Here is an 18,389-nt window from a genome sequence, read left to right on the forward strand (position 1 = left end):
CTGTCACTCGAACGACCCGATGCGGCCGAGGTCGCCGAAGTTCATCCAGACGAAAAAGGCCTTGCCTACGATATTCGCTTCGGGCACGAACCCCCAATACCGTGAGTCGAGTGAATTGTCCCGATTGTCGCCCATCATGAAATAGTGGCCCGCCGGCACCTTGCAGGTGACGCCTTCGACGGTGTAGCGGCATTGATCGAGGTAGGGAAAATCGGTGGATCGGTTGATGAACGCGGCCCGATCGTCGTCGTTGAGCGTGTTGTACTGGCGCTCGCCCAGCGTCTCGCGGAACTGGCGCGAGTAGCGCATGCTGTCGCTGTCAAAGAACTCAGGGGCGGCCACGCGTGGCACAGGCTTGCCATTGACCGTGAGCTGCTTGTTGACGTAGGACACCTCGTCTCCGGGCACACCGATCACTCGCTTGATGTAGTCCAGACTCGGCTGCGGCGGGTAGCGGAACACCATCACGTCGCCCCTCTGGGGATCGTTGTTGTTCAGGATCTTGGTGTTGAACACCGGCAGGCGCACGCCGTAGTGGAATTTGTTCACCAGGATGAGGTCGCCCACGCGCAGGGTGGGGATCATGGAGCCCGAAGGAATCTTGAAGGGCTCGAACAGGAAGGAGCGCAGCACGAAAACCGCCAGGATCACCGGGAACAGACCCGCCGTCCAGTCCAGCCACCAGGGCTGCATCAGAAGCTTCTGGCGGGCGCCTTCCACGTCTCCCTCAATCTGGCTGAAACCCTGTTGAAGCAGGGCTTCCTTGCGCATGTTGTGCTCTTCCAGCAACTTCTTGGCAGCGCGGCGGCGTTGAGGCAGAAAGATTGCGCGCTCGGCCAGCCAGTACACGCCCGTCACCACGGTGGCCATCATCAAGAGCACCGCGAAATTGCCCTCCACCACACCGGAGTACCAGGCCAGCGCGTAAGAGGCAAACGCCGCCAGAACCACCGCGGTCATTGTTCCCATGAGCGCCTGCATCAGTCCTGCACCTGCAAAATGGCGAGGAAGGCCTCCTGGGGCACCTCGACCGAGCCGATCTGTTTCATGCGCTTCTTGCCTGCTTTCTGTTTTTCGAGGAGTTTGCGTTTTCGCGTGATGTCGCCGCCATAGCATTTTGCCAGCACGTTCTTGCGCAACGCCTTGATGGTCTCCCGCGCAATCACGTTGCCGCCAATGGCCGCCTGGATCGCCACGTCGAACATCTGGCGGCTGATGATCTCACGCATCTTGGCGGCCACCGCCCGTCCCCGGTACTGAGACTGAGTGCGGTGAACGATGATGGACAGGGCGTCCACCTTCTCCCCGTTGAGCAGGATGTCGACCTTGACCACATCGGAAGCCCGGTACTCCTTGAACTCGTAGTCCATCGACGCGTAGCCACGACTGACCGATTTGAGCTTGTCGAAAAAGTCCAGCACGATCTCGCCCAGCGGCATGTCGTAGGTCAGCATGACTTGCTTGCCGTGATAGGCCATGTTCAGCTGCACGCCGCGCTTCTGGTTGGCCAGCGTCATCACCGCGCCCACGTACTCCTGAGGCATGTACAGATGCACCGTCACGATGGGCTCGCGAATTTCCTCGATGCGGCCTTGGTCAGGCATCTTCGACGGGTTCTCGACCATGATCACCTCGCCGTCGGGCTTGACCACCTGGTAGACCACGCTCGGCGCGGTGGTGATCAGGTCCTGGTCGAATTCGCGCTCCAGACGTTCCTGCACGATCTCCATGTGCAGCAGGCCCAGGAATCCGCAGCGAAAGCCGAAGCCCAAGGCTTGCGACACCTCAGGCTCATAGTGCAGCGAAGCGTCGTTAAGCTTGAGTTTTTCCAGCGCGTCGCGCAGCGCATCGTACTGATTGGCCTCGGTCGGGTACAGGCCGGCAAAGACCTGCGGCTGCACTTCCTTGAACCCGGGCAGGGCCTCGGTCGCCGGTCCGGCGTTGTTGGGCAGCTTTTTCTCCAGTGTGATGGTGTCGCCAACCTTCGCCGCCTGGAGCTCCTTGATACCCGCGATGATGTAGCCCACCTCACCGGCGTGGAGCGCTTCGCGAGGTTCGTTGGCCGGCGTGAACACACCCAGGCTGTCGGCGTTGTAGACGGTGTTGGTGGCCATCATCTTGAAACGCTCGCCCTTCAACAGGCGCCCGTCGACCACGCGCACCAGCATGACCACGCCCACGTAGGCGTCGTACCAGCTGTCGACGATCATGGCGCGCAGAGGTGCATCGGGCATGCCCTTAGGTGCGGGAATGCGCACCACCACGGCCTCCAGGATGTCCTCGACACCCATGCCGGTCTTGGCCGAACAAGGGATCGCATCGCTTGCGTCAATGCCGATGACGTCCTCGATCTCGCTCTTGGCGTTCTCCGGATCGGCATTGGGCAGATCCATCTTGTTGAGCACCGGCACCACCTCCACCCCAAGATCAAGCGCGGTGTAGCAGTTGGCGACGGTCTGGGCCTCCACGCCCTGGCTGGCATCCACGACCAGCAATGCGCCTTCGCAGGCAGAAAGAGAGCGCGAGACCTCGTAGGAGAAGTCGACGTGGCCGGGCGTGTCGATCAGATTGAGGTTGTAGATCTGACCGTCACGTGCCTTGTATTTGAGCGCAGCGGTCTGCGCCTTGATGGTGATGCCACGTTCCTTCTCGATGTCCATCGAGTCGAGCACCTGCTCGCTCATCTCGCGGTCCGACAGGCCACCGCACAAGGAAATGATGCGATCGGCCAACGTCGACTTGCCATGATCGATGTGAGCAATGATCGAGAAATTGCGGATGTGATTCATCGGGAAAAAAGGCTCGGACACGAGAGAAACCGCGGGCTCCAGCAGGAACGTGCGGCCATAAAAAACGGGCGCGTCAGCTGCTGACGCGCCCGTAACCAACAATCAATGGCAACTGCGATAGTTGGGGTTTCATTGTAGGCAAAAAGCCCAGAAAGCAAACCATCAAACCGGCGCAAAAGCCTTGTTGCAGCGCAGCAACATCAAAGTTATTCACAGAAAATCCACAAGAAAAGTGGACGCCTTGTGAGGCAGCTGTGGATGACCTGGGGGCTTCCTGCGGCACTCCCACATCGTGAATCGACAGGGCACATGGGCACAGGAATTTCTTCAGAACGGACGCCATTTTAGCGAAATCGGTCAAGAGCCACCTTAGGTTTGTTAGCGATCACAAACTTTTCCTTTGGTCGCGATGCCATGGGCTCAGGAAAACCCCGTGTGGCAAAACGACCACCGCCGAAAAAAACCCCCAAATCCCAATCGGGGCCGGGGGTTATTGGCGCACACGGTCTGAGGGGCGTTTCAGCGCGGTGGACGGATCACGGCGTACTGGGCCCACTCGCCTCGACGGAACAGCACGTTGATCGGTTTGGTCTTGTCGGCCTTGCCAAGCGCCGCCTCAAGGTCCTTGACGCTGGCGGTCTCGATGTTGGCCATGGCCACGATCACGTCGCCTTCGCGCAGTCCGGCTCGGGCCGCAGGACCTTCGGCCGAGACGATGCGCACGCCACCTTTCAGGTTGAGCTCTTTTTTCTCGGCGGCGGTAAGGTCGGCCAGGTTCAGTCCGAGGGCTTGCAGCGCGTTGCTCGATGGCGGCTTGCTCGGCTCTGGCGCGGATGCACGGACTTCGGACTTTTCGGGCTCGAGTTCTGCCACGGTGATGGAGAGTTCGCGCTGGCTGCCTCGCCGGAACACCGTCATCGCACTCTTGTTGCCCGGCTTGGTGTTGCCCACCAGGCGCGGCAGATCCACCGACTTGTCGATCTCCTTGCCGTCGAACTTCAGGATGATGTCGCCTGGTTCCACGCCGGCCCGCGCAGCGGGAGAGTTGGGCTCGACACCACGTACCAGGGCGCCCCTGGGTTGGCCCAGTCCAATTGCCTCGGCCACTTCTTTGCTCACTTGGTCGATCTGCACGCCGATGCGCCCACGCGTCACGCGCCCGGTGGCCTTGAGCTGGTCTGACACGCGCACTGCTTCATCAATCGGGATCGCGAAGGAGATGCCCTGGAAGCCACCCGAGCGCGAGTAGATCTGACTGTTGATACCGACGACCTCTCCGCGCATGTTGATCAGCGGCCCGCCCGAATTGCCCGGGTTGATCGCCACGTCGGTCTGAATGAAGGGCAGGAAGTCCCCGGTGTCGCGCTGCTTGGCGCTGACGATGCCGGCGGTGACGGTGTTCTCCAGGCCGAACGGCGAGCCGATGGCCATCACCCATTCCCCCACTCGCAGTCGATTCACATCGCCAATCTTCACGGCGGACAGGCCGCTGGTCTCGATCTTGACCACCGCGACGTCGGTGCGCTTGTCCGTCCCGACAATCCTGGCCTTGAACTCGCGCTTGTCGGGCAGTGTGACGATGACTTCGTCGGCGCCGTCGACCACGTGCGCGTTGGTCATGATCAGGCCATCGGTGCTGAGTATGAAGCCCGATCCGACGCCGCGTGGCTGCGCGTCTTCGGGCGGTCCGCCTCGATCGGGTCTGGGGTTGCGGGGCGTCATGCCGGGGGGAATGGGAATGCCGAACCGGCGGAAGAACTCCAGCATCTGTTCGTCGGGCCCGCTGGCGGAACCGCTGTTGGCGCTGGCGCGCTCCAGGGTGCGGATGTTGACCACCGAGGGGCCCACCTGATCCACCAGGTCGGTGAAGTCAGGGAGGCCCCGGACGCTGCCGGCCGGAGGAACGGTGGGAACCACGGCAGCCTGAGCCAATGCCGGTGAATGCATCATGAGGGCCGTGGCACCGCCGACGACCAGCACGGCGCTGGCCAACATCGACAACACCGAAGGGTGGGAAGCAAAACGCGTCATGTTGATCCTTTGATGCTCAAGCGCAGATTGAATGGGACGATGCCGGACACAAGAAGACACGCAAATGGTGGCGCACACGTGCCGTGCAAGAGGGTCCATCCATCAGCGAGTCCGTTCCAGCGCCAGGGCAAAGCGGCGCAAGGTTTGATCCGGCACCTCGCCAAGCACCGTCAGCCAGTGTTCGCCCACTCGGCGGCTGACCGAGTGGGTCGCACCGACGACCGCCGAAGACTCTTGAACATGGCGCAGTGGATCAAAGGGCTCGACGAACAGGGAAACAGAAGCCAGCCCATCGGAAAAGACCCATTGCATGGGAGCTGAGCCGGGAGGCTGAGGCGTGCCGTTGTCCCGGGTGTGGCAGCTCATGGGACTGAAACCCGGCACGGCTTCCCTGAGGCGCCAGCCTTCGGCCTCCGCCGTGGTCTTCTTCAGGGCGGGCTTGTGCACCTCATAGCCCCGTGTGTCTTTCATGAGCTTCTTGAGCTTTTCCATGCTGACCGGTGCGTCCAGCTGCAATTCGGAGAACGCCATCTGTTCAAGCACGCCTCCCTGCTGTCCAAGCGTCTGGAGCTTGACCACCAGGCCAGACTGCTGCTCGGACCAGATGCGGTAGCCAAACCGCAATTCATCGCGCGGCAGGATCTCGACCATGTCGGCCAGATGGCCGGCGACACGCTGGACGCCGACTTCGCGCGCCTGGTAGAACTGCGGGATGACGTTGCTGGGCGTGCGCAACAACTCGGGGAACATGCCCAGCGAGTCGCGCTTTTCCACCAGCGCCGTCTTGGCCTCGGGCACGAAGGTGATGACCTCGTTGTTGCGCCGGATGGTGGTGCGCTGTGTGCCGGTCAGGGTGTCGATGCGCTCCATCTGCTGGTTGCCATCGCAGACATGCCAGATCTTGGAGGCTGACATGGCCGAACCCGCCGACACCACCAGCGTGCCGATGTAAGCGCGCTGGCGAGAACCTTCGTGCATCCGGGTGAGCCACTCGTTGACGCTGCGCGATGCCGCCTGTGCAGGCGCCGTCGTCTGAGAGTAGGTCGGTGCCGAGAGACCCGAGGACAGTGCCAGCAGGGCCATCGCACTCCAGCGACGGATGCCCGGCCAGGCCGGAACCAGCAATGCAGGTTGTGGAAATGGCCGAAGGAAATGCGAGGGAAGAGTCAAGACAGACGTCATGGTGGTTCAGCGTCCGGAGGCGTCGTAGGTGGCGCCGCGAATGAAGCCGGTGGGCATTTGCAGCGCCGACATACCACCATGCTGACGGTGCTCGGCCAGCAATTCCTCGAGCCGCGCATCGCGGATCAATGGGCCTTGGCCGGTGTTCACCACCAACTCGTTGGAGGGTGGTGAGGGCGTCGTGCTGGCCACAGGCACCGCGACAGGCGGGCCGGCCACGCCGGGCGCCACCGAGGCCGGCGATGCCGAACTCGCCAGTTGCGGTCCGACCTGGCCGCCTGCGCCCTGGGACGCCCCCCCGATCACACCCCAGCTTACGGCCATGACCGCGGCCAGCGAAGCGAAACCTGCCAGTATCTTCCATCGAAAAACCGGATCGTTGGCCGCCGATGCAGGCGCTGGCGCGACGCGGGCCACCACAGGCGGCGCCACATCCAACGCCACTTCCGATTTCAGTCGCTCTCGCACACCCGCCAGAAAATCACCAGGTGCCTGCGCACACACCACCCCACTTGAACCGCGCAAGACTTCGCCGATCACCTGATAGGCATGCCAACTCCCCAAGGACTGTGGTTGCACCTCGACTTCCTCCAGCAGACTGCGGAGGCCGCTGGCATCAAGCTCACCATCAACCAGCGCGGACAACGCGTCTGGGGAGGTCAACGGGTTCGATTTCATTTCTGAGGCATTCATGATGGACATCCCAATTTCCAGAGGCGAAAGCGGCCACCGTGGGCGGCGCGCCATGCTGCCCCTACCAGCGTTTCCCTGTCTGGCGCTCCAGCATTGGCCTGATGCGCCCTGAAATCGCCTCACGGGCCCTGAATATCCGGGAACGCACCGTTCCGATCGGACAATCCAGCGCACTGGCAATTTCTTCGTAGCTCATGCCCTCGATCTCTCGCAGGGTGATCGCCATGCGCAACTCTTCGGGCAGCGCGTCCATGGCAGCGTTGACCGCCAGGGCAATTTCCTTGCTCGCCAACACCGCTTCGGGCGTCTCGGTATCGGCCACTCCCGAATTTAGTTCGCGTTCCGGGGCGGAAGTTTCATCATCATCCGCCGATTTCATCTGCGACTGGAAGACCAGCGGGTCGCGCTTGAGTTCCATGAGTTGTTTCTTGGCGGTATTCACGGCAATCCGGTAGAGCCAGGTGTAGAACTGCGCGTCGCCGCGAAACTGGGCCAGGGCCCGATAGGCCCGAATGAACGTTTCCTGGGCAATGTCCTGGACGAGGTCGCCGTCGCGCACCATGCGACCGATCAGACGTTCGACGCGGCGCTGGTACTTGACGACCAGCATCTCGAAAGCCTTCTGCTCCCCGGCAAGCGTGCGCTGTACCAGCATGACATCGCTGTCCGGCGGCGGGGGAGCGGTGTGATCTTCGAGTGTCATGCGCGCGAAAATATAACCCAAGCGCTTGGCGCCGCCAGGCTTGCAGGACAAGCGTTCAGGCGCTGCTGGATTGGAGCGCGCGCCTGAGGTCGTTCCAATGCTCCGGCTTTCGCCACCGCTCCACCCAGACCCAGCGCGGGCTTTGCTGCGCGCCGTGAAGACGCAGCAAAGCCAGGATCTGCAGATCGACAATGAAATCCACTCCCGCCAGGCGCACGGCCTCCACAGAGACCGAATCGCGCCAGCGCCAGGCCCCGCGGGCCTCTTCGGGTGACAGGGACGCAGCAGGTGCGTGCGCATCCCACGTCAACCCCCCACGGGGCGAGCCCCGCCAGGCAATTGCCGCCCACAGCCCCCAGGCCATCCCGAGCGTCAACCCGCCCCATCCCTCCCACTGTTGGAACACGGAAGCAGGACTTGCCGCCACCCACCAAAGAATCAGCACCCAGAGCCCCGCCAGGCCCAACATCGACAGCAGCACGGCGAAAAAGCGGCAACGCCCCACCGGGTAGGTCACCGATGGGGCGTTGTGCATGCAGGTCGGGGAAGATAGAAGCGATCGTCGAGTTCAGGCGCGTCGGAAAACCAGCGTGCCGTTGGTGCCACCAAAGCCGAAATTGTTCTTCACGGCCACCTCGATCTTCATGTCGCGTGCGGCATTGGCGCAGTAGTCCAGGTCGCACTCCGGATCCTGATTGAAGATGTTGATGGTCGGCGGACTTTTCTGGTGGTGCAAGGCCAGCACGGTGAACACGCTTTCAATGCCACCCGCGCCTCCGAGCAGGTGCCCGGTCATGGATTTGGTCGAGTTGACGACGATCTTGCTGGCGTGGTCACCCAATGCCGCCTTGATGGCATTGCTCTCGTTCACATCGCCCAGCGGCGTGGACGTGCCGTGGGCATTGAGGTAGTTCACCTCGTCGGGATTGATGCCGGCGTTGCGCAAAGCGTTCACCATGGCACGGCGCGGGCCGTCCATATTGGGAGCCGTCATGTGACCGGCATCGGCACTCATGCCGTAGCCGCTCAATTCGGCGTAGACGCGCGCACCGCGAGCGCGTGCATGCTCGTACTCTTCCAACACCATCACGCCCGCGCCCTCGCCCAGCACAAAGCCGTCACGGTCGCGATCCCAGGGGCGGGAAGCGGTGGCGGGGTCGTCGTTGCGGGTGGAGAGCGCGCGCATGGAGGCAAAGCCCCCCACGCCCAGTGGCGAGACGGTGGCCTCCGAGCCACCAGCCACGATCACGTCGGCATCGCCGTACTCGATCTTTCGAGCTGCTTCGCCAATGCAGTGCAGGCCGGTGGTACAGGCCGTGACCACCGCCAGGTTGGGACCCTTGAAACCGAACCGGATCGAGACATGCCCCGCAATCATGTTGATGATGGAGGCCGGTACGAAGAACGGAGAGATCCGGCGTGGACCCCGGTTCATGAGTTCGGTGTGTGTTTCTTCGATTTGCGGCAGACCGCCGATGCCCGACCCGATGATGCAACCAATCCGGGTGGCGAGTTCCTCGTCCAGCGCCTCACCCACCGGCAGGCCCGAATCGAGCACCGCCTGATGGGCGGCGGCAATGCCGTAGTGGATGAAAGTGTCCATCGACCGCGCTTCCTTGGCGCCGATGTACGAAGCCAGATCGAAATCCTTGACCTCCCCCGCAATGCGGCAGGCAAAGTTCGTGGCGTCGAATTTGGTGATGGGGCCGATACCCGACTGGCCTGCCAGCAGGTTGGCCCAGGCGTCTGCCACGGTGTTTCCCACAGGGCTGATGCATCCCAGGCCGGTGACGACCACGCGACGACGACTCATTCTTGATCCTCAGGACGGTGCGTTGAAAGTCCAACGCGTCGACCCCGGAACGCCTGGGCACGCCAAGGCAACCCGGCGGTCATGCGTTTGCCATCAGGCTTTCTGATGGGCCATCGCGTAGTCGATGGCGTTCTGAACGGTAGTGATCTTTTCGGCGTCCTCGTCGGGGATCTCGATGCCGAACTCGTCTTCCAGGGCCATCACGAGTTCCACCGTGTCCAGAGAATCGGCACCCAGGTCGGCCACGAAGGCTTTCTCATTGGTAACCTGACCCTCTTCCACGCCGAGTTGCTCGGCAATGATTTTCTTAACACGTGCTTCGATATCGCTCATAAGTCCCTCTGAGGGTGGTTGAAATACAGGCCGCCATTTTAGCCGTCCCAGGGAGGTCTCCCCAGATGGCCCGCCGGGCGGCTTTCGCGGCGCGGGAACGCTGTGCGCCCTGTGGGCTCAGGCCATGAACATGCCGCCGTTGACGTGAAGCTCCTGGCCCGTGACGTACGACGCCTGTGGGCTGGCCAGATAGGCCACCGCGTGCGCGATGTCGGCAGGTTTGCCCAGGTGGCCAAGCGGAATCTGACCCAGCAGCGCTTTCTGCTGCTCTTCGGGGAGTGCGGCGGTCATGTCGGTCTCGATAAAACCCGGCGCGACGCAGTTCACCGTGATGTTTCGGCTACCCAGTTCGCGCGCCAGCGCGCGCGTCATGCCCGCCACGCCGGCCTTGGCAGCGGCGTAGTTGGCCTGGCCTGCATTGCCCGAGGCCCCGACCACGCTGGTGATGCTCAGGATGCGGCCGTAACGCTGCTTCATCATGGGACGGATCACGGCACGGCTCATGCGGAAGACAGCCTTGAGGTTGGTGTCGAGCACCGCATCCCAATCGTCATCCTTCAGGCGCATGGCCAGCATGTCGCGCGTGATGCCGGCGTTGTTCACCAGCACCTGCAAACCACCATGGGCCTTGACGATCTCATCAATGAGCGCGTCGGCTGCTGCCGCATCGTTGACGTCAAGCTTTGCTCCACGGCAACCACTGGCAGCACCCGGCAATGCATTGAGCGCTGCGCCAATGCGGGCAGCGCCTTCGACGCTGGTGGCGGTGCCGATGACGGTCAACCCGCGCAGCGTGAGCTCATGGGCGATGGCGGCGCCAATGCCACGGGAAGCGCCCGTGACCAGGGCCACCTGGCCGGCGAATTGAGTTTCAGACATGGGATTCTCCAGGTGTCAGGCGAGCAGAGCCTTGACCTCTGCCAGCGTGGCAGGGTCGAACAGGGCGGCGGCAGTGAGTTCGGGTTCCACGCGCTTGATCATGGCCGTCAACACCTTGCGGGGTCCACATTCGACCACCGTGTCCAGGCCGCGCGTCTTGATGGCCTGCACGCACTCGACCCAACGCACCGGCCCGAATGCCTGCCGGTACAAAGCGTCGCGAATGCGATCGGGATCGGTTTCCACCGCCACGTCAATGTTGTTGATGACGGGAATCTGCGGCGATGCCATGGCCGTCGCCGCCAGCCGTTCCTTCAGTTTCTCGGCAGCCGGCTTCATCAGGCTGGAATGGAAAGGTGCAGACACCGGCAGCGGCAATGTGCGTTTGGCGCCAAGCGCCTTGAGCACTTCGCAGGCCTTCTCGACCGCGGCCTTGCTGCCAGCGATCACGGTCTGCGCCGGATCGTTGAAATTCACGGCCTCGACAACCTCCAGGCTACCAGCACCGAAACTGGCCTGCGCCTCTGTACAGCCGGCCTTCACACTGGCCGCATTCAGCCCGAGGACGGCGGCCATGGCTCCCGCGCCCGAGGGCACGGCATCCTGCATGGCCTGCGCGCGAAAGCGGACCAGCGGAGCCGCCTGCGCCAGCGTCAATGCGCCAGCAGCAACCAGCGCCGAATACTCGCCAAGCGAGTGCCCAGCCACGGCAGCCGGGGGCTGGCCGCCTTCTGCACACCACACGCGCCATGCGGTAACGCCTGCCACCAGCATCACAGGCTGGGTGTTGACCGTCAGGGCAAGCAAGTCGGCCGGGCCTTCATGAATGAGTCGACCCAGGTCCTCGCCCATGGCGTCGGACGCCTCTTTCAAGGTTTCGCGCACCGCAGGATGGTCGGCCCAGGCGTCGAGCATGCCCACGGCCTGGGAACCTTGCCCAGGAAACACAAACGCAAAATTCTTCTTCATCGAATCTTCTCTTCAAACGAGATGGGAACGGCCTGGCTTCAGAAATCCAGCAGCACCGAGCCCCAGGTGAAGCCACCGCCCACACCTTCGAGCATGAGCGTGTCACCCTTCTTGATATGACCCAGGCGAACCGCGTGGTCCAGCGCCAGCGGGATCGACGCGGCCGAGGTGTTGCCATGCTGATCCACCGTGACCACCACCTTGTCCATGGGAAGCTTGAGCTTGCGCGCCGTGCTCTGCATGATGCGGATATTGGCCTGGTGCGGGATCAACCAGTCGATGTCGGCGGTGGTGCGTCCGGCCTTGTCCAGCACGGCGCGCGCCGTGTCCTCGAGCACGCCCACGGCGAGTTTGAAAACCGCCTGCCCGTCCATCTTGAGCAGCGGATCGCCCAGAATCTGGCCGCCCGCGACGTGGCCCGGCACGCAGAGAATGCTCGTGTGCTTGCCATCGGCATGAATGTCGGTGGCCAGAATGCCCGGCGTGTCCGAAGCCTGGAGCACCACGGCGCCAGCACCATCGCCAAACAGCACGCAGGTGGTGCGGTCGTTGAAATCCAGCAGGCGGCTGAACACTTCGGCACCCACCACCAGCGCATGGCGGGCTCCACCCGTACGGATCATGGCATCGGCCACGGTCAGCGCGTAGATGAAGCCACTGCAAACTGCCTGCACATCGAAGGCGGGGCAGCCTGCCACGCCCAGCTTTTGCTGAAGAATGGCCGCCGTGGATGGGAACACCATGTCCGGCGTGGACGTGGCCACGATGATGAGGTCGATCTCGCTGGCAGGCACGGCCGCCGCATCCAGCGCCTGGAGACAGGCCTGCAGCGCCAGATCGCTGGCATAGACGTTGTCGGCGACGAAATGCCGCGCGCGGATGCCCGTGCGCTCCACGATCCAGTCGTCGCTGGTTTCAACGCCGCGCGCGGCCAGCAGCGTCACCATGTCAGCGTTGCTCAGTCGCCTGGGGGGCAGGCTGCTGCCAGTGCCGGTGATGCGGGCGTATCGTGTCATTCGGGAAATTCGAGAAATTCAGAGGGTCGGGATGCTCTTGAGCTCGCTGGGCAAGGATTCGGGCGAGATCAACGGCCTGGCATGGGCGATGCGTTCCCGGACGTTGTCCAGCAAGTGGTTGTGGGCAGCATCATAAGCCCGGCTCAACGCCGTTTCGAATGCGAAGGCATCCGCCGAGCCATGGCTCTTGAACACCAGGCCCTGCAGCCCCAGCAGCGCCGCACCGTTGTAGCGACGGTGATCCACCCTATTTTTAAACGACATAAGCACCGGATAAGCGACGATCGCAGCCATTTTCCGGAAGATATTGCGGGAGAATTCTTCCCGGATGAAACCGCTGATCATGGAGGCCAGGCCCTCGCTGGCCTTGAGGGCCACATTGCCCACGAAACCGTCACACACGACGATGTCGGTCGTGCCCTTGAAAATATCATCGCCCTCAATATTGCCGAAAAAGTTGAGATCGCCGGTGTTAGAAGCATTTCGGAGAAGAACGCCTGCTTTTTTGATGACTTCGCTGCCTTTGATAACCTCTTCGCCCACATTGAGCAGCCCCACGCTGGGCTCCTTGCGTCCTGTCGCAGCCGCCACCAGGGCAGAACCCATCACGGCGAACTGCAGCAGGTGCTCCGCCGAGCAATCCACGTTGGCCCCCAGATCCAGCACGGTGGTGGCACCACCTTGCGCATTCGGCATCTGGGTGGCAATGGCCGGGCGGTCAATGCCGTCCAACGTCTTCAGGACGTAGCGGGCGATGGCCATCAGGGCACCTGTGTTGCCAGCGGAAACCACCGCCTGCGCAGCGCCCTCTTTCACCTGGTTGATCGCGATGCGCATGGACGAGTCCTTTTTGCGCCGCAGGGCCACCTCGACCGGATCGTCCATGCTCACCACCTCGGTGGCGGGCACCACGCGGCAGCGCACGTTGTTGAGGACTTGCGGCCAGGCCCGGAAAACCTCAGGCTTGCCCACCAGCAGCAACTGGGCTTGCGGGTGGCTGGCCAGGAACGCGCTGCAGGCCGGCAAGGTCACCGCCGGGCCGACGTCCCCTCCCATGCAATCCACGGCAATGGTGATCATGTCGACTTCCTAGAAGCGTAAAAAAAGCCCGCATGGTCTATGCGGGCTCTTGCCTCAATCGCCAACTGGCCCCCGATCGCGACGTCGCGGCGAGGCCAGAGGCGGCCCGTCATTCAGGCTTCGGACTTGTTTTTCAGCACCTGGCGGCCACGGTAAAAGCCGTTGGGACTGATGTGGTGACGCAGGTGGGTTTCGCCGGTGGTGGGTTCCACAGCGATGCCAGGCACGTTCAGCGCGTTGTGCGAACGGTGCATGCCGCGCTTGGACGGGGACTTTTTGTTTTGCTGGACGGCCATGGTGGGCTCCTGAAATCGGTAGGTTGGCGCCTGACCCGCTCACCCTGAATTCGTCAGGGGCCTGTGGATGCCAGCGCAAAGCCAAGCATTATAGCTTGAAGCCCGGGCCAGCGCCACCGTATCACTTCTTGAGGCGCCCCAAAGCAGCAAAGGGGTTCCTGCGCGGGGGCATCTCGTCGTCGGACACAGCGGCATCCCCCGCCTTGAGCACGACCTCCACCGGGCAGGTCTCATGCAGGGGAACGAGCGGCAAGGCCATCAGCAGCTCGTCCTCCAGCACGTCAAACAGGCTGGGCCGTGGCTCCATCGCCAGCAAATCTTCTTCGGCCTCGTCATCCTGCGCTTCGGCAGTGGCCTCGTCAGCGACGAAGCGGAACCAGCGATCCACTGTGAGCGTCGTATCCACGGGCCCGAGGCAGCGCTGGCAGGTCAATGGCAGGCTGGTGTGAGCCGTCAGGCGCAGCCAGGGCGATGGTGCCGCACCGGTGGCGCCAGGGCGCATTTCGGCCGTGGCTTCCCAATGCACGGCGCCGAGGGATGGGGTATCACCGTCGGCTTCCCCGCGCAGCCTCGGCAGATGAGCCAGGGGCGTGTCGATGTGCAGGTGGCCCTCTGCCTGCGCAAACGCGCGCGCATCCAGCCGATCGGGATTCCAGGCAGATTTCTGGGGGGTCTTCATGCGGGCAGTGTAAAAGAATGCAGGGAGAATACCGCCCATGACATCTTCGCCCCAACCCTCACGCAGTTTGATTCTGGGCTCGACCTCCCGCTACCGCCACGAGCTGCTGTCGCGCCTGCGTGTGCCGTTCAACGCGGTGGCGCCGGAGGTGGACGAAACCCCGAAACCCGGTGAGAACCCGGCCGATCTGGCCCTTCGCCTGGCGCTGGCCAAGGCCCGCGACGTGGCAAGGCGATTCCCGCAGGCGGTGGTGATCGGCAGCGATCAGGTGGCCGACCTGCACGGCGTACCACTGGGCAAACCTGGAACGCATGAACGCGCGGTCGAGCAACTGAGGCGGATGAGTGGCAAAACCGTGGTGTTCCAGACCGCTCTGGCGGTGACCTGCCTGGAAACTGGCTTCGAAGAATGCGATATCGCCCCAGTGCGCGTGGTATTCCGTACTTTGGACGAGGCTGAAATCGAACATTACCTGCGCGCTGAACAGCCGTACGACTGCGCGGGCAGCGCCAAGAGTGAAGGGCTGGGCATCGCGCTGCTGGAGCGCATCGACAACGACGACCCGACAGCTCTGGTGGGGCTTCCCCTTATTCGAACCTGCCGCCTGTTGCGTGCCGCGGGCGTGGGGCTGCTGTGAGCACCCACTCCGAAAAACGGGGCACGCTTTACCTCGTGCCTGCCCCGCTCGATTTTGGCCTCGACGTGGAGGGCATGGCCCCCGTCGACCAATGGCTACCGGTACAGACCCTGGACGTTGCGAGCAGGCTGAAGCACTGGGTCACGGAAAACGCCAAGAGCACGCGCGCTTTCCTCAAGCGGGTCGATGCCATCGCCCGCCTGGCCGTGCCGTTGCAGGAGCAGAACATCGCCGAGTTGCCGCGCGCGGCGCACAAGAAAGGCGACCACGCGCCGCAGGCCGACGGCGAACTGGCGGCGCGGGCCTTGTTGGCTGCAGCGCTGGAAGGCCACGACGTGGGCCTGGTCAGCGAAGCAGGGATGCCTGCCATTGCCGACCCCGGCAGTTCCATCGTCCGCGCGGCGCACGCCCTGGGCCTGCGGGTGGTGCCTTTGCCGGGACCGATCTCGCTCATGCTGGCGCTCGCCGCCAGCGGGCTCAATGGCCAGCAATTTGCCTTTGTGGGCTACGTGCCGCAGGAAACGGCCGAGCGCGCCAGGCGTTTGCGCGAGCTGGAAGCCTTGGCCTTGAAGACTGGGCAAACGCAGATCCTCATCGAGACGCCGTACCGCAACGCCGCCCTCCTGCGTGCGCTGCTGCAAACCCTGCATCCGCACACGCGGCTGGCGGTGTGCGGTGCGCTCACGCTGGATCAGCAGGTGAGTCGAAGCGCCCTGGTGAGCGAATGGCGGCAATTCAAGGGCTTGCAAGACAGTTTGCCGATGCAGGCGCCTTGCGTGTTCCTGCTGGGCCGGTGAGCGCTGTTCAGCGCATGATGCGCTCCAGGTGCGCCCGCACCGAACCACTGAGGTCCGGGTTGGCCAGCGCCAGATCCATCGTGGCTTCCAGGAAACCTTCCTTGCTGCCGCAGTCGTAACGCTGGCCGTCGTAGCGGAAGGCCTGCACCTTCTCGTGGCCGATCAGCGCCGCAATGCCGTCGGTGAGCTGGATCTCGCCCCCCGCGCCGCGCGGCTGGCGCCGGATGCTTTCGAACACGCCTGGCGTCAGGATGTAGCGCCCAGCCACCGCAAGCGTGGAGGGGGCCTTCTCGGGCGCTGGTTTTTCCACCATGCCAAACACTTCGGCCAGGGGTTGCTGGACGCCACGCACGTCCACCACGCCGTAGCGCCGCGTTTCGGCGCGTGGCACGTCCTGCACCGCGAGCACGATGCCAGGACTGGACTCGTAGGCCTGGACCATTTGCTGCAGCACGGTGGGGCCGCCCTGTGCCTGGTCACGTCCCATCATGAGGTCGTCGGCGAGCAGCACGGCGAACGGCTCGTCGCCCACCAGCCGCTCGGCGCACAACACGGCGTGCCCCAGGCCCAGTGCGCGCGGCTGACGCACGTAGACACAGTCCATGTCGTCCGGTTTGATGGAATGCACCAGCTCCAGCAAGGCGCCCTTGCCAGCGGCCTCGAGTTCGACCTCGAGTTCGTAGGCGGTATCGAAATGGTCTTCGATGGCGCGTTTGTGACGACCGGTGACAAAGATCATCTCTCGAATGCCTGCCGCGTAGGCCTCTTCCACGGCGTATTGCATGAGTGGCTTGTCCACCACCGGCAGCATTTCCTTGGGAATGGCTTTGGTGGCAGGCAGGAAACGGGTACCAAGCCCTCCCACGGGGAAGACTGCTTTTCGGATGGTCATGAAGATGTGCCTTTTTCGCAGGTTCGTGAAGAATGGCTCACCATGGTAACGGTGCGCGTGCCAGAGACATTCGAAAGACTACACTGCCACGGTTCGATGGTCGGGCATGGCCATTGGCGTGCGCCCACATCCGACCCAACCGCACCTACACGCGTCCATGAGCATCACCCCCGTCATTCTTTGCGGAGGCTCCGGCACCCGCCTTTGGCCCCTCAGCCGGCAAAGTTTTCCGAAACAGTTCGTGCCTCTCCTGGGCGACAAGAACTTGTTGCAGCTCACGCTGGAACGCCTGGCCTGGTGCGGCGCGCCAGCCATCTGCGTGGCCAGCGAAGACCACCGCTTTCTGGTGGCGGACGCGCTGGAATCCCAAGGGGCCGCCGGGCAGGTGCTGCTTGAGCCTGCGGCTCGCAACACCGCAGCGGCCATGGCACTCGCTGCGCTGCTGGCGCGCTCGCAAGGCGACGCAGATCCACTGCTGCTCTTCTGTCCGTCCGACCACCACATACCCGATACCGGGGCCTTCGCCAGGACCATCGAGCAAGGTGTGGCGGCAGCCGAAGGCGGGGCCATCGTCACCTTCGGCGTGGTGCCCAGTTTTCCCAGCAGCGCCTATGGATACATCCAGCAGGGAGATGCCCGCGCCGATGGCAGCCGCAGCGCAGCACGCTTCATCGAAAAGCCCGCGCCCGCCGCCGCCCAGGCCTTGCTGCTGCAGGGCAACGTGCTGTGGAATGCGGGCATCTTCCTGGTGCGGGCCAGCGTCCTCCTGGAAGCACTCGCACGCCATGCGACCGATATCCTTCAATCCTGCGAACAGGCCATGGCGGGACCACGCAGCGAAATCGTGAGCCGTGTGTCGTTCGTTCGGCCCATCGCAGCACCCTTCCTCGCGTGCCGTTCGCAGAGCATCGACTACGCTGTGATGGAGCCACACGACAACGTGGCGGTGGTGCCCTTCCAGGGCCAGTGGAGCGATGTCGGCAGCTGGAACGCGGTGGCCGACCTCAGCGCCGCCGATAGCGACGGCAACCGCATCACCGGCATGGGCCACGCCTTGCAGTCGCGCAACACTTTCATTCACGCTCCCGGACGGACCGTGGTGGCCCTGGGCACGCAGGACTTGCTCATCATCGACACGCCCGACGCCCTGCTGGTGGCGCAGCGCGACCATGCCGAACAGGTCAAGGATGTGGTGGCACACCTGAGCCAGCACAACATCTCGCAAGCAGCCACCCACCGCCGCGTGGCGCGGCCATGGGGCTGGTACGACAGTGTGGACATGGGTGAGCGTTTCCAGGTCAAGCGCATCGGCGTCAAGCCTGGCGCGTCGCTGAGCCTGCAGAAACACCACCACCGCGCCGAGCACTGGATCATCGTCAAGGGCACGGCAGAGGTCACGCGCGGACAGGAGGTCTACCTGTTGTCGGAAAATCAATCGACCTACATCCCCATCGGCGAAATTCACCGCCTGCACAACCCCGGCAAGATGGTGCTGGAGATGATTGAGGTGCAGTCGGGCAGCTACCTGGGCGAAGACGACATCGTTCGCCTTGAAGATATCTACGGCCGTCAGCCCGACGCGCCCAAGACCGGCAAATAG

The 18,389-nt window shown here is 63.3% G+C and carries 20 protein-coding genes; 3 read left to right on the forward strand and 17 right to left on the reverse strand.

The features are described 5' to 3' along the window. Positions 1 to 3: 3 nt before the first annotated feature. The 16 genes from lepB to AB7F11_RS13885 all read right to left on the reverse strand — a co-directional run bounded on the left by lepB (position 4) and on the right by AB7F11_RS13885 (position 14,463). Positions 4 to 981 (reverse strand): signal peptidase I, encoded by a 978-nt coding sequence (gene lepB / locus AB7F11_RS13810; protein WP_428290983.1) that lies wholly within the window; start codon positions 979 to 981, stop codon positions 4 to 6. Then, entirely contained in the window at positions 981 to 2,789 is a 1,809-nt protein-coding gene (lepA, locus tag AB7F11_RS13815; protein ID WP_428290984.1) for a translation elongation factor 4, read from the reverse strand. Before lepA ends, lepB begins: the two co-directional genes overlap by 1 nt. A 73-nt stretch (positions 2,790 to 2,862) precedes the next feature. After that, positions 2,863 to 3,150 (reverse strand): hypothetical protein, encoded by a 288-nt coding sequence (locus tag AB7F11_RS13820; RefSeq protein WP_428300107.1) that lies wholly within the window; start codon positions 3,148 to 3,150, stop codon positions 2,863 to 2,865. 158 nt (positions 3,151 to 3,308) lie between these two features. Next, positions 3,309 to 4,820 (reverse strand): DegQ family serine endoprotease, encoded by a 1,512-nt coding sequence (locus AB7F11_RS13825; RefSeq protein WP_428291206.1) that lies wholly within the window; start codon positions 4,818 to 4,820, stop codon positions 3,309 to 3,311. Positions 4,821 to 4,922: 102 nt separating this feature from the next. Then, positions 4,923 to 5,945 carry a MucB/RseB C-terminal domain-containing protein gene (locus AB7F11_RS13830; RefSeq protein ID WP_428300782.1) on the reverse strand — a complete coding sequence of 341 codons (1,023 nt, stop codon included), beginning with the start codon at positions 5,943 to 5,945 and terminating at the stop codon, positions 4,923 to 4,925. A gap of 63 nt (positions 5,946 to 6,008) precedes the next feature. Beyond that, positions 6,009 to 6,680: a sigma-E factor negative regulatory protein gene (locus tag AB7F11_RS13835; protein WP_428300783.1), complete on the reverse strand. Its 672-nt coding sequence runs from the start codon at positions 6,678 to 6,680 to the stop codon at positions 6,009 to 6,011. A gap of 76 nt (positions 6,681 to 6,756) precedes the next feature. After that, on the reverse strand, positions 6,757 to 7,398 hold the full coding sequence (rpoE, locus tag AB7F11_RS13840; RefSeq protein WP_428291209.1) for an RNA polymerase sigma factor RpoE: 642 nt from the start codon (positions 7,396 to 7,398) through the stop codon (positions 6,757 to 6,759). 55 nt (positions 7,399 to 7,453) lie between these two features. Further along, positions 7,454 to 7,933 carry a hypothetical protein gene (locus AB7F11_RS13845; RefSeq protein WP_428291210.1) on the reverse strand — a complete coding sequence of 160 codons (480 nt, stop codon included), beginning with the start codon at positions 7,931 to 7,933 and terminating at the stop codon, positions 7,454 to 7,456. A gap of 33 nt (positions 7,934 to 7,966) precedes the next feature. After that, positions 7,967 to 9,211 (reverse strand): beta-ketoacyl-ACP synthase II, encoded by a 1,245-nt coding sequence (gene fabF, locus AB7F11_RS13850; RefSeq protein WP_428291211.1) that lies wholly within the window; start codon positions 9,209 to 9,211, stop codon positions 7,967 to 7,969. A 93-nt stretch (positions 9,212 to 9,304) separates the two neighbouring features. Continuing rightward, the gene (gene acpP, locus AB7F11_RS13855; RefSeq protein ID WP_068173947.1) at positions 9,305 to 9,544 is read right to left on the reverse strand and encodes an acyl carrier protein; all 240 of its coding nucleotides are present in this window, start codon (positions 9,542 to 9,544) and stop codon (positions 9,305 to 9,307) included. A gap of 117 nt (positions 9,545 to 9,661) precedes the next feature. Continuing rightward, on the reverse strand, positions 9,662 to 10,423 hold the full coding sequence (gene fabG / locus AB7F11_RS13860) for a 3-oxoacyl-ACP reductase FabG (RefSeq protein WP_428291212.1): 762 nt from the start codon (positions 10,421 to 10,423) through the stop codon (positions 9,662 to 9,664). Between the two features lie 15 nt (positions 10,424 to 10,438). Further along, positions 10,439 to 11,392: an ACP S-malonyltransferase gene (gene fabD, locus AB7F11_RS13865; protein ID WP_428291213.1), complete on the reverse strand. Its 954-nt coding sequence runs from the start codon at positions 11,390 to 11,392 to the stop codon at positions 10,439 to 10,441. A gap of 38 nt (positions 11,393 to 11,430) precedes the next feature. After that, on the reverse strand, positions 11,431 to 12,408 hold the full coding sequence (locus AB7F11_RS13870) for a beta-ketoacyl-ACP synthase III (protein WP_428291214.1): 978 nt from the start codon (positions 12,406 to 12,408) through the stop codon (positions 11,431 to 11,433). Between the two features lie 18 nt (positions 12,409 to 12,426). Next, on the reverse strand, positions 12,427 to 13,488 hold the full coding sequence (plsX, locus tag AB7F11_RS13875; protein ID WP_428291215.1) for a phosphate acyltransferase PlsX: 1,062 nt from the start codon (positions 13,486 to 13,488) through the stop codon (positions 12,427 to 12,429). A 113-nt stretch (positions 13,489 to 13,601) separates the two neighbouring features. Continuing rightward, entirely contained in the window at positions 13,602 to 13,784 is a 183-nt protein-coding gene (gene rpmF, locus AB7F11_RS13880; protein WP_005794249.1) for a 50S ribosomal protein L32, read from the reverse strand. Between the two features lie 121 nt (positions 13,785 to 13,905). Next, positions 13,906 to 14,463: a YceD family protein gene (locus AB7F11_RS13885; protein WP_428291216.1), complete on the reverse strand. Its 558-nt coding sequence runs from the start codon at positions 14,461 to 14,463 to the stop codon at positions 13,906 to 13,908. Positions 14,464 to 14,500: 37 nt separating this feature from the next. Between AB7F11_RS13885 and AB7F11_RS13890 the strand changes: the two genes are divergently transcribed. Together AB7F11_RS13890 and AB7F11_RS13895 are read left to right on the forward strand one after the other, a co-directional pair. Continuing rightward, on the forward strand, positions 14,501 to 15,100 hold the full coding sequence (locus AB7F11_RS13890; protein WP_428291217.1) for a Maf family nucleotide pyrophosphatase: 600 nt from the start codon (positions 14,501 to 14,503) through the stop codon (positions 15,098 to 15,100). After that, positions 15,097 to 15,897 (forward strand): SAM-dependent methyltransferase, encoded by an 801-nt coding sequence (locus AB7F11_RS13895; RefSeq protein WP_428291218.1) that lies wholly within the window; start codon positions 15,097 to 15,099, stop codon positions 15,895 to 15,897. Before AB7F11_RS13890 ends, AB7F11_RS13895 begins: the two co-directional genes overlap by 4 nt. 7 nt (positions 15,898 to 15,904) lie before the next feature. On the opposite strand, the gene galU is transcribed toward AB7F11_RS13895, so the two are convergent. Next, positions 15,905 to 16,789, reverse strand: coding sequence for a UTP--glucose-1-phosphate uridylyltransferase GalU (gene galU, locus AB7F11_RS13900; protein WP_428291219.1), 885 nt, complete (start codon positions 16,787 to 16,789; stop codon positions 15,905 to 15,907). Positions 16,790 to 16,946: 157 nt separating this feature from the next. Here galU and AB7F11_RS13905 point away from each other — a divergent pair, with 157 nt between their 5' ends. Next, positions 16,947 to 18,389 (forward strand): mannose-1-phosphate guanylyltransferase/mannose-6-phosphate isomerase, encoded by a 1,443-nt coding sequence (locus AB7F11_RS13905; protein ID WP_428291220.1) that lies wholly within the window; start codon positions 16,947 to 16,949, stop codon positions 18,387 to 18,389.

This window comes from Hydrogenophaga sp. (genome assembly GCF_050250835.1).
Taxonomy (GTDB): domain Bacteria; phylum Pseudomonadota; class Gammaproteobacteria; order Burkholderiales; family Burkholderiaceae_C; genus Hydrogenophaga.